12 protein-coding genes are annotated in these 13,956 nt (G+C 64.8%); 6 read left to right on the plus strand and 6 right to left on the minus strand.

The genetic code is table 11. The features are described from left to right. Window positions 1-55 precede the first annotated feature (55 nt). From IPF76_RS03165 to IPF76_RS03190, 6 genes are all read right to left on the minus strand, one after another. Entirely contained in the window at window positions 56-505 is a 450-nt protein-coding gene (locus IPF76_RS03165) for a hypothetical protein (protein WP_293839527.1), read from the minus strand. After that, the gene (locus IPF76_RS03170; RefSeq protein ID WP_293841887.1) at window positions 502-2,070 is read right to left on the minus strand and encodes a helicase HerA-like domain-containing protein; all 1,569 of its coding nucleotides are present in this window, start codon (window positions 2,068-2,070) and stop codon (window positions 502-504) included. The genes IPF76_RS03165 and IPF76_RS03170 overlap by 4 nt, the downstream gene beginning before the upstream one ends. 581 nt (window positions 2,071-2,651) lie before the next feature. Next, on the minus strand, window positions 2,652-3,020 hold the full coding sequence (locus IPF76_RS03175; protein ID WP_293841890.1) for a VOC family protein: 369 nt from the start codon (window positions 3,018-3,020) through the stop codon (window positions 2,652-2,654). A 121-nt stretch (window positions 3,021-3,141) separates the two neighbouring features. Next, window positions 3,142-4,635: a trypsin-like peptidase domain-containing protein gene (locus IPF76_RS03180; protein ID WP_293839530.1), complete on the minus strand. Its 1,494-nt coding sequence runs from the start codon at window positions 4,633-4,635 to the stop codon at window positions 3,142-3,144. 129 nt (window positions 4,636-4,764) lie between these two features. Beyond that, window positions 4,765-5,616, minus strand: a complete 852-nt coding sequence (locus IPF76_RS03185) for a protease modulator HflC (RefSeq protein WP_293841893.1) — start codon at window positions 5,614-5,616, stop codon at window positions 4,765-4,767. Next, on the minus strand, window positions 5,616-6,791 hold the full coding sequence (locus IPF76_RS03190) for a protease modulator HflK (protein ID WP_293839533.1): 1,176 nt from the start codon (window positions 6,789-6,791) through the stop codon (window positions 5,616-5,618). Before IPF76_RS03190 ends, IPF76_RS03185 begins: the two co-directional genes overlap by 1 nt. A 91-nt stretch (window positions 6,792-6,882) precedes the next feature. Between IPF76_RS03190 and IPF76_RS03195 the strand changes: the two genes are divergently transcribed. The 6 genes from IPF76_RS03195 to IPF76_RS03220 all read left to right on the plus strand — a co-directional run bounded on the left by IPF76_RS03195 (window position 6,883) and on the right by IPF76_RS03220 (window position 13,912). Continuing rightward, window positions 6,883-7,872, plus strand: a complete 990-nt coding sequence (locus IPF76_RS03195; protein ID WP_293839536.1) for an Mrp/NBP35 family ATP-binding protein — start codon at window positions 6,883-6,885, stop codon at window positions 7,870-7,872. A 5-nt stretch (window positions 7,873-7,877) separates the two neighbouring features. Beyond that, a complete protein-coding gene (locus IPF76_RS03200) occupies window positions 7,878-8,300 on the plus strand; it encodes a CoA-binding protein (RefSeq protein WP_293839539.1) in 423 nt (140 codons plus the stop codon). Then, complete coding sequence (locus IPF76_RS03205; protein WP_293839542.1) at window positions 8,297-8,893, plus strand: hypothetical protein; 597 nt, start codon at window positions 8,297-8,299, stop codon at window positions 8,891-8,893. Before IPF76_RS03200 ends, IPF76_RS03205 begins: the two co-directional genes overlap by 4 nt. A gap of 93 nt (window positions 8,894-8,986) precedes the next feature. Further along, the gene (locus tag IPF76_RS03210) at window positions 8,987-11,275 is read left to right on the plus strand and encodes a molybdopterin cofactor-binding domain-containing protein (protein WP_293839544.1); all 2,289 of its coding nucleotides are present in this window, start codon (window positions 8,987-8,989) and stop codon (window positions 11,273-11,275) included. Then, window positions 11,272-12,267: a ferrochelatase gene (gene hemH / locus IPF76_RS03215; protein ID WP_293839547.1), complete on the plus strand. Its 996-nt coding sequence runs from the start codon at window positions 11,272-11,274 to the stop codon at window positions 12,265-12,267. The genes IPF76_RS03210 and hemH overlap by 4 nt, the downstream gene beginning before the upstream one ends. An 82-nt stretch (window positions 12,268-12,349) precedes the next feature. After that, window positions 12,350-13,912 (plus strand): DUF1963 domain-containing protein, encoded by a 1,563-nt coding sequence (locus IPF76_RS03220; protein WP_293839550.1) that lies wholly within the window; start codon window positions 12,350-12,352, stop codon window positions 13,910-13,912. Window positions 13,913-13,956 lie beyond the last annotated feature (44 nt).

The following is a 13,956-nucleotide window of genomic DNA, read 5'->3' on the forward strand; positions in this document are numbered from 1 at the left end:
CCTATGCTGCAGCGATTCGCGGGAGGAGTCGAGTGCTTAGACGCCGAAGCGGCCGCTATGCGATTTGCGGCGCCCCCGCGGGCATCGCGGTCGCCCACTCAGCGCGCGCCTTGCGGATCATTGTTTTTAGCGCATCGGCATGCTGCCGCCACGCCAATGCAGAGTCTTCGCTCCACGCTGGTCCTGCCGCCAAGCCCAATTGCGCGACCGTCATGTCGATGAAGGCATCATATTCGGCAATCGGCAGCGCGCCATAGCTGCGGTGCGTGAACACCAGTTCGGCGACGAGCGGCCACACCCAGCCTTCGCCTTTGGCCAGCCCGAATATCATCTGGAGCGTCTCGTCGGTCATCCGCCGCGATGCGGCATCGACCGAAATGAAGCTCTCCCGCCGCTCGGGATGGGCGGCGAAGAATCGTTCGAACAGCGCATGGCGAATGTCGATGCCGGCATCGGCGACGGCGATCAGGCTCGCCTCCATCAGAGCCGCATCGGCGTCGCTCACTTGAACAGGCTGCCCAATATCCCGCGCATCAGCTGGCCGCCGAATTTGCCCGCGACCTGCCGCCCGATGCTGGTCGCCGCCGAACGCGCCGCCGACTGCACCATCTTTTCGGTCATCGACGGCTTGGCGGCTTCGCGCGCAGCCGCGGTTTCCAGCCGCAGCCGCTCGCGTTCTTCGGCCGCTTGCACCTTCGCCGCTTCCTTGGCGGCAATCGCCGCCTGCTTGTCGGCCTCGACCTGTGCCTTGGCCGCGATCGCGGCGGCCTGCGCCTGATCGGCTTTCATCGCGAGCAGTTCCTCGGCGCTCTCGCGGTCGACGGTGGTGTCATATTTGCCCTCGACCGGCGAGATCGACCTGATGATTGCGCGCTCCTTTGCGTCGAGCGGCCCGGCGCGCGAGCACGGCGGCTTGATCAAAGTGCGCTCGACCGGCGAGGGTGCGCCGTCGGGCATCAGCAACGACACCAGCGCCTCGCCGACTTTCAATTCGGTAATCTCGCGCGCGACATCGACCTTGGGATTGGGACGGAAGGTGTCGGCGGCGGCTTTCACCGCTTTCTGGTCGCGCGGCGTGAAGGCGCGCAGCGCGTGCTGGACGCGGTTGCCGAGCTGGCCCGCAACATCTTCGGGAATGTCGATCGGGTTCTGGGTAACGAAATAAACGCCGACGCCTTTCGATCGGATCAGCCGAACGACCTGCTCGATCTTTTCGGTCAGCGCGGGCGGCGCGTCATCAAACAGCAGATGCGCCTCGTCGAAAAAGAAGACGAGCTTGGGTTTGTCGGGGTCGCCAATCTCGGGCAGCGTTTCGAACATCTCGCTGAGCAGCCAGAGCAGGAAGGTCGCATAGAGCTTCGGGCTGGCCATCAACTTGTCGGCGGCGAGGATGTTGACATAGCCGCGGCCATTGTCGTCGCAGCGGATCATGTCCTGGATGTCGAGCGCGGGTTCGCCAAAGAAATGCGCGCCGCCCTGACTTTCCAGCGTCAGCAGCTGGCGCTGGATCGTGCCAACGGTCGCTTTCGACACATTGCCGTATTTGGTGGTGAGTTCGTCGGCATTCTCAGCGCACCACACCAGCATCGCCTGCAAATCGCCCAGATCGAGCAGCAGCAGATTCTGTTCGTCGGCAACCCGAAAGGCAATCGCAAGCACGCCCTCCTGCACCTCGTTGAGCCCCATCAGCCGCGCCAGCAGCAGCGGCCCCATTTCGGAAATGGTGGTGCGGATCGGATGCCCCTGTTCGCCGAACAAGTCCCAGAAGATGACGGGGTTGTCGCGGTACGCCCACTCGCTATCGCCGATCTCGGCGGCGCGCGCGGCGAAAATTTCGTGCATCTTCGACATCGGGCTGCCCGCCATCGCCATGCCGGCCAGGTCGCCCTTTACGTCGGCAACGAACACCGGAACGCCGACCGCTGAAAAGCCTTCGGCGAGTCCCTGCAAGGTCACTGTCTTGCCGGTGCCGGTCGCGCCCGCGATCAGCCCATGACGGTTGGCGCGTTTGAGCACCAGCGACTGGCGCGGCCCATTTTCTGCGCCGCCGCCCCCGAGCCCGATATAGATTTCGCTTGCCGTGCTGCCGTCGCTCACTGTGCTTTTCCTCCACTTGGGCCCCTTTCCAACGATCTAGTGCGGCGGGACGAGACAGGCAATCGGCAAACCTGGACGCGGCGGCGGTGGCCGGTTGGGGAAGGAACGGGAGAAAACTGCGCCACTTCACTCGCAAATGGCAACGAGCCACAGCTGTGCCGAGACCTTAAAGAGACAAAAGACATGGATGTGACCGCCGAAACCGATCCCTTGTCGCTTTAAAATCGCGGTGCGTGCCGGAGTTCCGCGAGAAGCATGTGGTGCGAAGCGACTGCGTCATCCGGCATCGTAGATGATGTCGAAATAAGCTAAGAAAGCGTTTGGAATAACGCTGGAGGGTGGCGGCTAAAGATCGAAGTCGCGCACTGCTCCTCCCTGTCGTGCAGCGACGGGGAGATGGCAGCGCGAAGCGCGGACGGAGGGGTTTTGGCACAAACGTCGCGGCCCCCTCACCTCATCGCTTCGCGAGCGGCCCCCCTCCCCACGGCTTCGGCACACGGAGGATCGGTAATGTTCCTCTCCCACTCCCGCAGCGCCATCCCCGCGCCAACCCATCACCCCATGATGAAGGCGTTCAATTTATTCCCGTCAGGATCGCGGAAATATCCCGCGTAAAACCCTTCGCCGCGCGGTCCCGGGGGGCCTTCGCAGGTGCCGCCGTTGGCGAGCGCGATGTCGTAGAGGCGCTGGACCTGATCCTTGTCCTTGGCCTCGAGCGCCACCATCACGCCGTTGCCCACCGTCGCTGTGTTGCCGTCAAATGGTTTGGTCAGCCCGATTCCCGCCGCGCCGCCCGGTTTGCCCCAGGCGATGAAACCATCGAATTCCATCATCCGCGGCGTGTCGAGCTCGGCGGCAATCGCGTCGTAAAAAACCGCCGCTTTGGCAAGGTCGTTCGTGCCCAGGGTCACATAGCCAATCATCATTATCCTCCCGACTCGATGTGGAAGGAACATAATAAGAACATGGCGAGTATCATGCAAATGAAAAGGGCGCCGGATCCGATGATCCGGCGCCCCTTCGCCTGGACCAAAGTGCGCTAGCTTATTTCACTCGCACGGCGATGAAAGCGGACGGGCCGCCACGGCGCAGAATTTCTAGCAGCACGGCGTCGCGCCCTGCCCGCTTGGCATCGGCAACCGCCTTCGCCAGCGCATCGCTGGTCGCAACCGGAGTGCGGTTAGCGCTGAGGATCACGTCGCCACGGCGCAGGCCCTTGCGGCCGGCATCGCTGTTCGCCGAAGCGGCGCCGATCACCAAACCCTTGGTTCCGGCATCGACCCCGACCGCGCGTGCAATGTCGGGGGTCACCACCTGCACCGACAGGCCGAGTTCGTCCTGGATGGCCTTGTCGGCAGCACCGGTCGGATCCTCGGGAACCGCCTGTTCCTCTTCGGGGTCAAAGTTGGTTCCGGCCAGCTCTTCCTCGGGCGGACGCGTGCCGACAAGGACGTTGAGCGTCAGCGGCTTGCCGTCGCGAATGATCTCGAGCGGGATGCGTGTGCCGGGTTTGGTGTTCGAGACGATGTAAGACAGCGTCTGCTGCGGCGTCACTTCGCGGCCATTAACCTTGGTCACCACGTCGCCGCGCTTGAGTCCGGCCTTTTCACCCGCCTGCGCGGGTTCGACGCGCTGGATGAACTCGCCGCGATCCTTGGGCAAGCCAAGCGCCGCCGCCAGATCCTCGTCAACCGGCGCGATGCCGATGCCGAGATAGCCGCGCTGGACTTTTTCACCGGCGCGCAGCGCGTTGATCACCGGGATCGCCGCTTCGGCGGGGATCGCGAAATTGACGCCGATGTTGGCGCCGACTGGCGAGATCAGCATGTTGTTGATGCCAACGACATTGCCCTGCAAATCGAACAGCGGTCCGCCCGAGTTGCCGCGGTTGATCGCGGTATCTGTCTGGATATAGCGGTCATAGGCGCCGCCCTGTCCAAGGTTGCGCTGCACCGCCGAGATGATACCCGCGGTCACCGTCGATCCAAGCCCGAGCGGGTTGCCGATCGCGACGACCCAGTCACCGACACGTCCGGTGCTCTTGTCGGCGAACTTCACGAACGGCAGCCCCGTCGCGTCGATCTTGAGCAACGCAAGGTCGGACGCGACGTCGCGGCCTATAATCGTCGCGCGATACTCTTTCTGGTTGGTCAGCGTGACCGTAACCTGATTGACCGCCTCGCCGCGCGGGCCGCCCGAAATCACGTGGTTGTTGGTGACGATATAGCCGTCGGTCGAGATCAGGAAGCCCGAGCCGCCACCCTGCTGTTCCTGGGTGATCGGCTCGCGCGTCCCGGCGAAGGGATTGATCCGGGTGCCGAGCGTAACCTCCTGCTTGGTCGAAATATTGACCACCGCGGGCTGCAGCTGTTCGACCAGATCGGCGAAGCTTTCGGGTGCGCCCGAGCGCGGCACGACTTTCGCGATTTCGCTCGATTCATTCTGCGCGACCTGTGCGCCGAGGGGGGATTGGGTGACCAGCGCCAGCGCGGTGCCACCCGCCAGCAAGGCCGAAGTGATGCCATAAACATAACGCACGATCGAAAATCCTCTTCTCATCCGAAAAATTCAATAACCCCGGCTGCGGCGGTCTGCGGCGCAGCGGCTGAACGCCAATTGAACATGAACGGGCGCTTTCGGTTCCATTCACCGTAGCGCCCGATCGCATCAACCGCCGCTGAAACGCTTCAGATATTCATTGTCGGGCGACATGATGATCGACGTCCCCCCCTGGTTATTCTCACCCAGGAAGGTCTGACGATAGCTTTGCATGGCGCGATAGAAATCGTAAAATTCGGGATCCTTGCCAAAGCTGGCGGCATAGATCCGCGCGGCTTCACCATCGGCGTTACCGCGGATGATTTGCGCTTCCTTTTGCCCTTCGGCGCGGATCGCGGTCGCTTCCTGCTGGCGCGCCGAACGCATGCGGTTATACGCCGCGATCAGCGTCGCGCCCTCGGGGAGATCGGCGCGCTTGATCCGGACATCGATAACCTCGGCGCCATATTTATTGGCCTCGCGATTCAGCGCGACTTGGATATTGTCCATCACCGCGCCGCGCTCGGGCGACAGCAGCGTCGCAAAGGTGCGCTTGCCCAGCTCGTTGCGCAGCGACGAACCCAGGATCGTCGCGAGCTGCTGCTGCAAGCGCTCCTCGGTGCGGATCGCGGTGTACATGCGCACCGGATTGGTGATGCGGAAGCGCGCAAAGGCGTCGACCTGCAGCCGCTGCTGGTCGGTCGACAGCACCTGCTGGCGCTCCATGTTCACGCCCATGATGCGCTTGTCGATATATTGGATGCCGTCGGTGAACGGCACGCGCAGGACGAGCCCAGCGCCCGAGCTGCCGAAATCTTCGTTCGGCTTATAACGGTTCACGGTACGCTCGATTTCACCGAAGCGCAGAATTAGCGCCTGCTTGTCCTCGGGGACGATCGCCAGCGATTGCGACAGGATGACGAGCAGCGCGACAACCCCCACGAGCAAACGGACGGGGTTCTGGAACAGCGAATTAAACATCATTCGCCTCCCTTCGTCGCCGCGGCGGGCGGTGTGGCCGGGATACGCTTTTGCACCTCGTTAAGCGGCAGATAGGGGGTCACCCCGCGCGCTTCGACGACAGTCTTGTCGACATTCGACAACACATTCTCCATCGTTTCATAATAAAGCCGCTTGCGGGTTACCCCCGGCGCCAGCCGATATTGCTCGTAAATCTGGTCGAACGCCGCGGTGTCGCCGCGAGCGCGTTCGAGCACCTGCTGTTGATAGGCGCGCGACAGGTTGATCGCCGATTCGCGCTCCTGCAGCGCCGCGGTGACTTCCTTGAACGCTTCGTCGACCTGGCTCGGCGGATCGGCCTGGCGGATCGCGATGCCCTGGATCGACACACCGGCGCGATACTGGTTGAGCAGTTCCTGCATGCGCTGCTGCACCTGCGCCTCGATCTCGACGCGGCCGGGGCCGATCGCATCCGTCAGGTTGAAATTGGCAACCGTCGCGCGCATCGAACTTTCGGCGACCTCGCGAATCGTGCCTTCGGGATCGGCGAGCTGGAAAAAGAACAACTCGGGGTCGCGCACCGACCAGCGCACTTCGTAAGCGAGATCGATCAGACTCTGGTCGCGGGTCAGGACGAAATTCTCGTCCGTCGCATTGGGAGAACCCACCGCCATGGTGCGGATCGCGCGAACGTCCTCCAGCCGAATGCGCTCGATCGGCGCCGGCCAGGTGAATTTCACCCCCGGACCAACCGTGCGGGAATAGCTGCCAAGCCGAGTAACGACGCCTTCCTTTTCGGGCGGCACGATGTGGAAGGACGAAAAGATCACCCAAAGCACCGCGGCGGCGAGCACGCCCCATTTCCAGAATTTCGCCGAATCGCCCAGGTTGAACTGGCCACCGCCGCCCGAGCCGCCGCCGCCAAAGCCGCCGCGCCCCTTGCGCAGCAGCTCGTCAAGCGCTGAGGGGCCGCGCGGCTTGCGGCCGCGATTGATGTCGATCGGATCGGGGGTGACCCACGGATTGCGCGGTCCGGGCTTTTTGCCGTCGCCAGACCCTTCGCCCCCACGGTCGCCATCGCCGTCCTTGGGACCATTGCCCCACGGGCTGTTCGCCATCAGGCTGATTGCCTCGAAAAATTGCCGCAATCCTCTCGGGCTGCGGCGTTCGATGTTGCCGTCGATTTTATCGTTCATAGGGCTTTTATAGGGTCGACGCGCGCGATTAACAGGGGGTGCGCGCGAAAATGGGTGGCAATTGATCGGCGCATGCCTATCTGCCGCGGACATGACCGATCAAAGCGCCGCCATCGCCCGCCTGACCACCGCCGCCACCGAACTGAGCGAGGGGCGGACATCGGGGCTGCGCTTGCTCGACGACAAAGGATTGCTGGCGGTGGTGCTCGACGTGTCGGGGCTGACGGTCGAGGATCGCAAACCGCTCGAAGACAAGCTGCGCGCCGGTCTGCTCAACGAAGCGGGGGTCAGCGAGGTCCGCATCGCGATGACCGCGGAGAAAAAGTCGATGACGATCATCGCGGTCGGTAGCGGCAAGGGCGGGGTCGGCAAATCGACTCTTGCCGCCAATCTGGCGGTCGCGCTGCAGCGGCGCGGGGTGAAAGTCGGGCTGGTCGACGCCGACATCTATGGCCCGTCGCAGCCGCGTCTGATGGACAGCGAAGGCGTCAAACCCGAATCGCGCGGATCGAAACTGATCCCCGTCCCCAACGCCTATGGCGTGCCGATGCTGTCGACGGGGCAGATCGCCGCGCCGGGGCAAGCGATCGCGTGGCGCGGGCCGATGGCAGGCAAGGCGCTCGAACAACTGGTCGACGCGAGCTGGGGCGATATCGACACGCTGATCGTCGATTTGCCGCCTGGCACCGGCGACGTCCAGCTGACGATGATCCAGAAACACAAACCTGCAGGCGCGGTGATCGTATCGACGCCGCAGGATCTGGCGCTAATGGACGCGACGCGCGCGATCAGCCTGTTCGAGCAGGCCGACGTGCCGATCATCGGGCTGGTCGAAAATATGGCGGGTTATGCCTGTCCGCATTGCGGCGAAGTCAGCGACCCGTTCGGCAGCGGCGGTGCCGAAGCCGCGGCAATGACGATGGGCTTCGACTTCCTCGGCCGCGTCCCGCTATCGATGGGCATCCGGCTGGCCAGCGACGGCGGCGTGCCGCCCGCCGCCGGAACCGACCCGGCGGGCGAGCCGTTCCATGCGATAGCGGCGAAGGTCGCGGACTGGCTGAGCACGCGCAAACCGAGGTAATAGACATGGCGATCAACGACGAGGGTGAAATTCGCGAATTGCTGGGACAGAAACGCCGCATCGCTGTGGTCGGCGCCTCGCCGAACCCGGCGCGCGCGTCGAACGGCGTCCTCGCCTTTCTGGTCGCGCAGGGTCATGACGTGATCGCGGTCAATCCGGGGCATGCCGGCACAACAATCCACGGCGCGCCCGTCGTCGCGACCCTCGCCGATGTCGAGCCGCCCGCCGAGATCGTCGATATTTTTCGCAATAGCGAGGATGCCGGGTCGGCGGTCGACGAGGCGATCGTCCATGGCGCCAAGGCGGTGTGGATGCAGCTGGGCGTGATCAATGACGCTGCAGCGAAGCGCGCCGATGTGGCGGGGCTGACGGCGGTCATGGACCGCTGTCCCAAGATCGAGATTCCGCGGTTGGGGTTGCTGCGGTGAAGGCGGCGCTCGCCCTGCTCGCCGCCACCGCACTGACCGGTTGCGCCTCGGCCCGGGTTCACGCCAACCCGCAAGACGCTTTCTTCGCAGCAATCACCGCCCATTGCGGCAAGGCGTATGCGGGCAGGATCGCAAGCGATCAGGAGGCCGATGCCGACATGCGCGGCACGGCGATGGTGATGCATGTCCGCAGCTGTACGCCCGACCGCATCGAAATCCCTTTTCATATCGAAGGGCTTGGCCCCGACGGCGGCTGGGACCGCTCGCGCACCTGGGTCATCACCCGGACCATGACAGGGCTGCGCCTCAAGCACGACCATCGCCACGCCGACGGCAGCAAGGATGAGCTGACGATGTATGGCGGCGACACCAAAGACGTCGGCACGTCGGCGCGCCAGACCTTTCCAGTCGATGCCGAATCGATCGCGCTGTTCACCCGTACCGGGCGCAGTGTGTCGAACACTAATATCTGGTCGGTCGAAACGACGCCCGATGGCTACACCTACGGCCTGAACCGCGAAGGGCGCGATTTCCGCGTGACCTTCGATTACCGCCAGCCGGTCTCTCCGCCGCCTGCGCCTTGGGGCTGGTAGGGGAGAATCGTCCCTGTCGCGCAGCGATCGGGAGGATCGCATTCGCTCAAAAGCCTTTGCCCTCGCGACTCGCCCCGCTTATCAGCGTCGGCGATGGTGGGCATTCGCGACACGGTAGGGAAAAACAAATCGCGGCTGCCGCGGGTCAGCCGCCGCCAGATGCTGGTCGGCGCGACCGCGGCGGGCGGGCTGGCCATCGCATGGAGCCTGTGGCCGCGTGCCTATCAGCCGAACCTGACCGCGGCGCCCGACGAGCATGTCTTCAACGCGTTCCTCAAAATCGGCGACGATGGGCATATCAGTGCGGTCGTCCCCCAATGCGAGATGGGCCAGGGCGTCACCACGCTGCTGCCGCAGATCATGGCCGATGAGCTCGGCGCCGACTGGCGGACAATCGCGGTCGAAACCGCACCGATCAGCCCGCTTTATACCAACACATTGCTGGTCGATGAGGATAGCGCGGTTTTTACCCCGCGCGCCGGGGTGCCCGATTTCGTGTCCGACGTGCGCGGCTGGGTGCGGCGCGAATGGGCAGTGCGGAACGCGGTGATGCTGACCGCGAACAGCTCGTCGGTGCGGATGTTCGAGGCGCCGTGCCGCGCCGCGGCGGCGCAGGCGCGGGCGCTGTTGATGATGGCGGCGGCGGCGCGCTGGGACGCCGATTGGGAAGACTGCGATACGCAGGACGGCTTCGTCCTATTGGGCAAGAGGAAGCTGCGCTTTGGTGAGCTTGCTGCCGCGGCGGCATTGCTCGAACCGCCCGCCGAACCCGTCTATCGCGCCAGCAGCGGCGATCCCCTTTATGGCAAAGAGCTGACGCGGCTCGACCTGCCCGCGAAGATCGACGGCTCGGCCAATTATGCGGGGGACATTCGCCTTCCCGACATGGTTTTCGCGGCAATCCGGCAGGGGCCGCTCGGCGCGACGCGACTGAAAAGCATCGACCGCAAGCAAGGCATGGCGTCGCCGGGTCTGCTCCACGTCGTCACCCACGAACGCTGGGTCGCGGCGGTGGCGCGCAACTGGTGGGCAGCGAATCGCGCGCTCGACCGCTTTGCCCCGGTGTTCGAAACCGCGGGAACACCGATCTCGACCGACCGGATAGACGCGGCGCTGAAACAGGCGCTGAAGGACGGCGGCTACCGTGTATCGCACAAGGGCGACGTCGCCGAGGCGATGACCGGGCGGACCAAAGTCGCGGTCGAATATGCAGTCGCGCCCGCACTTCATGCGCCAATCGAAACGCGCAGTGCTACCGCTGCCCCCGACGGCGCCAGGTTGCGCGTCTGGGTCGCGACGCAGGCGCCCGCCCAATGCCGCGACGCCATCGCACGGGCGACAGGGCTGGCCATGGGTGATGTCATCTTGTTCCCGATGATGGCGGGCGGATCGTTCGACGCCTGCCTCGACCATAGCGCCGCGGTGCAGGCGGCGATCATCGCGCGACAAGTCGGCCGCCCGGTCCAACTCGCCTGGTCGCGCGCCGAAGAGATCATGCGCCTGCCGCCGCGCGCGCCGGCGCGGGCGCGGCTGAGCGCGACGCTGAACGCGGCCGGCGGAATTGACGCGCTGGTGAGCCGGATCGCGGTGCCGCCGACCAATCACGAAGTCCGCGCGCGGCTGTTCGACAATATTCCCGCCGACGTCGCGCAGCGCGCCGCGGCGGGCAGCGCCGACGCCGCCGCGGTCGAGGGCGCGGCGAGCAGCTATGCGATTCCACACCACGCGGTCGATCATTGCCCCGCCGACATCGGCCTGCCCACCGGGCGGTGGCGCGGCAATGCTGACAGCTATACCGCCTTTTTCACCGAATCCTTCATTGACGAAATGGCGGCGCGCGCCGGGACCGACGGCTTATCCTATCGTATCGCGATGCTCGGCGACGCGCCGCTGCTCGCGCGCTGCCTGCTCACAGCGACCAGCCTTGGCGGCTGGGAAGGCGGCGTGTCGGGGACCGCGCAGGGGCTAGCGTGCCACAGCATGCGCGGCAGCCATATCGCGCTGATGGCGACGGCGCGGCAGAGCGACAAGGGGTTGCAGGTCGAACAGCTGGTTGCCGTCGTCGACGCCGGGCGTCTCGTCAATCCGTCGATCGCGCGGCAGCAGATCGAGGGCGGGCTGGTCTTTGGCCTCGCCGCCGCGATCGGCGCGACGACCGACTATGAAGGCGGTGTCGCGACGGCGCGCAAGCTGGCGCAGCTGGGCCTGCCGCGCCTGTCGCAGACCCCTCAAATCCTCGTCGAATTGGTCGACAGCGACCGCGAGCCTGGCGGCTTGGGCGAAATCGCAGTGCCCGTCGTCGCGCCCGCGATAGCCAATGCGATGTTCGCGGCGACCGGCCGCCGCATCCGCCGCCTGCCGCTTTCAGCGCACCCTCTATGACCCTGCCCCCCGCTCATCCGCCCGTCGTCTCTCCGCGCATCGGCGTGTTGCTCGTCAATCTGGGCACCCCCGACGCGCCCGATGCGCCGTCGGTGCGGCGCTATCTGGCCGAATTTCTATCTGACCGCCGGGTCGTCGAGATCCCGCAAATCTTGTGGCAGCCGATCCTCCGCGGCATCATCCTGACCACGCGGCCCAAAAAATCGGCGCATGCTTATGCGAAGGTGTGGACTGAAAACGGGTCGCCGCTCGCCGCAATCAGCCGCGCGCAAAGCGAAGCGTTGCAACTGTTGTTTGGCGATGCGGTGCAGGTCGCTTATGCGATGCGGTACGGCAAACCCGCAATCGGTCCGGCGATCGACGCTCTGATGGCGACGGGGTGCCAGCGCATTCTGATCGCGCCGATGTATCCGCAATATTGCGCGGCAACGACCGCGACCGTGGTCGATGCGGTCGGTGAGCATTTGAAGACGCTGCGGTGGCAGCCAGCGGTGCGCTTTCTACCGCCCTATCATGACGATGCCGCCTATATCTGCGCGCTGAAGGCGTCGGTCGAGGCGGGGCTGGCCGCGCTCGACTTCACCCCCGACGTCCTACTCGCGAGCTTCCACGGCATGCCCGAACGGACGCTGCATCTGGGCGATCCCTACCATTGCCAGTGCCGCAAGACCGCTCGACTGCTGTCCAAAGCGCTCGGCCGCCCCGTCGAGGTCGCCTTCCAGTCGCGCTTCGGCCGCGCCAAGTGGCTCGAACCCGCGACCGACACGCAGCTCGAATCATTCGGCAAAGCGGGCCAGAGCGTTGCCATATTCGCCCCCGGCTTTTCCGCCGATTGCCTCGAAACACTCGAAGAGCTGGCCATCCGCGGCAAGGAACAATTCGAGGCCACCGGCGGCAGGCGCTTCACCTATCTGCCTTGCCTGAATGCCGAAGCCCCCGGCATGGCGATGATCGAGACGCTCGTGCGCCGCGAACTCGCAGGCTGGCTATAGTTACCAAGTGTTTAGGTCCATGCGCTAGATTGCTCCGACGCGGCACCGAAACGGTCCGGTCGTGGCAATTTGGAGATACGCAATGAACCAGGTCCAATCGGCAGCGCTGACGCTCGCCGGGATCACGCTGGCCTTTGTGGCGCTCGTCTTTGCCATATGGTGGCTGCGCCGTCCGCGCACCGCACCTGCCGTGCCGCGCGTCCCGCGTGCTCCAGGTGCAAGCCGGATCCCCAAACTGTTGCGCAAGGCGAAGGTCGAGGTCGACCCGATCGAAATCTCGGCATCGCGGCTCGCCCGGGTCAGCGGGAAGGCGCCGCTCGAACCCCAGGCGCCGACCGACTATGATTATCGGCAAATCCCCGTCTCCGATGGCGAAGACGATGCGGTCGAGGCGACGCTCGAAGCGCTGGCGGCCGAGGTCGAGGGCGAAGCGCATCGGATCGGGAACGCCGAAATCGAAACCGAAGCCGTCACGTTGCGCCTCGTGCCGCAGATCCCGCTGCGCGATGCAATTTCGACCAACAGCTGGCTCGGCGGGCGTCCACGCTTACCCGAAGGGATGGATTGGCCGGAGATCGACGGCGAGCCCGCCGACTTCCTCGCCCAGATCGACTGCGCCAGCCTGCCGCCCGCACTGTGGGGCGGACTGGGTCCGCGCGACGGCGCTCTTGCCTTTTTTATTCATCGCCGCGGCTATCATATGCAGGTGCTGCATGTGCGCGATACCGATGTCGCAGTGTCGCCACCGCTGGCGCTCGACGATCCCGACGGATGGTTCGGCCCGCACGGCGGCCTGCGCTTCGGCGACCTCGAATCCTTTGCCGTGCGCGCCTTTCCCGAATGGCCGGTCGATCTGGTCGCAGTACGCCCCGGCGACGGCGATCCGCGGGTCGAGGCCGATCCCAGCGAAACTGGCGCGATGCTGTACAACCGCAGCTATGACATCGCCGATCCGGCCTTCCATCCGTTCGACTGGGGCAGCATGACCGCGATGGTCGCGATCCTCGAAATGCGGCTCGACCGGTTGATGACCGACGCTGTGCCGTCGCCGGGGGCAAGCGCTGAGGACATTGTGACCTTGGAGCAGCGCGCCGAGATCAATCGCGAAGCGCGCGTCCGCGCCGCGGAGATTGTCGCCATCGTCCACGAAAGCGCCGCGAAAGAAGCTTTTTCGACAAGCGACGCCAGCGCGGTGATGGCGGCGCTGCACGCGGTCCATTGGGCCAAGGCGGTGCACCGGATCGACCCCGAAACCGGCGCAGACGCGTACGACACCATCACTTTGCCGCTGACCACGCACCGCGCCGACGCCAATTTGTGGGTGCATGATTATCAGACGATCCTGTTTGATCGCGCCAAACACGCCTGGTGCGCCAACCCGGACAGCCTTTCGGCGCCGATGCGCGCCTTTTTCGAGCCCTATTGGCGCGACCTGGCTGCGCGCGAAATGGCGGCAATCGGGCATGAACCCTTCCGCTATGTCCATGATTATGACGAGGATCGTGACGCCGTCTTGCTCGATCTGCCGACCAGCGGGTTGATGAGCCGGATATTCGGCGACTGCGACAATCTGGTCGTCACGATCGACAAGGCCGACTTGGCAGTGGGTAACTTTACCAAGCTGCGGGTGCAGGTGAGCAACTAAGGTCAGACCCGGGCCGCCGTCAATGCCGCCGAATAGCTTTGCAA

This window comes from Sphingopyxis sp. (genome assembly GCF_016704835.1).
Classification (GTDB): Bacteria; Pseudomonadota; Alphaproteobacteria; order Sphingomonadales; family Sphingomonadaceae; genus Sphingopyxis.

Excerpts from the sequence above, each read along its gene's own strand:
- IPF76_RS03175 (WP_293841890.1), bottom strand. The coding sequence starts at position 3,020 with ATGATTGGCTATGTGACCCTGGGCACGAACGACCTTGCCAAAGCGGCG.
- IPF76_RS03185 (WP_293841893.1), bottom strand. The coding sequence starts at position 5,616 with ATGTTTAATTCGCTGTTCCAGAACCCCGTCCGTTTGCTCGTGGGGGTT.
- IPF76_RS03190 (WP_293839533.1), bottom strand. The coding sequence starts at position 6,791 with ATGAACGATAAAATCGACGGCAACATCGAACGCCGCAGCCCGAGAGGA.
- IPF76_RS03195 (WP_293839536.1), top strand. The coding sequence starts at position 6,883 with ATGACCGATCAAAGCGCCGCCATCGCCCGCCTGACCACCGCCGCCACC.
- IPF76_RS03200 (WP_293839539.1), top strand. The coding sequence starts at position 7,878 with ATGGCGATCAACGACGAGGGTGAAATTCGCGAATTGCTGGGACAGAAA.
- IPF76_RS03210 (WP_293839544.1), top strand. The coding sequence starts at position 8,987 with ATGGTGGGCATTCGCGACACGGTAGGGAAAAACAAATCGCGGCTGCCG.
- hemH (WP_293839547.1), top strand. The coding sequence starts at position 11,272 with ATGACCCTGCCCCCCGCTCATCCGCCCGTCGTCTCTCCGCGCATCGGC.
- IPF76_RS03220 (WP_293839550.1), top strand. The coding sequence starts at position 12,350 with ATGAACCAGGTCCAATCGGCAGCGCTGACGCTCGCCGGGATCACGCTG.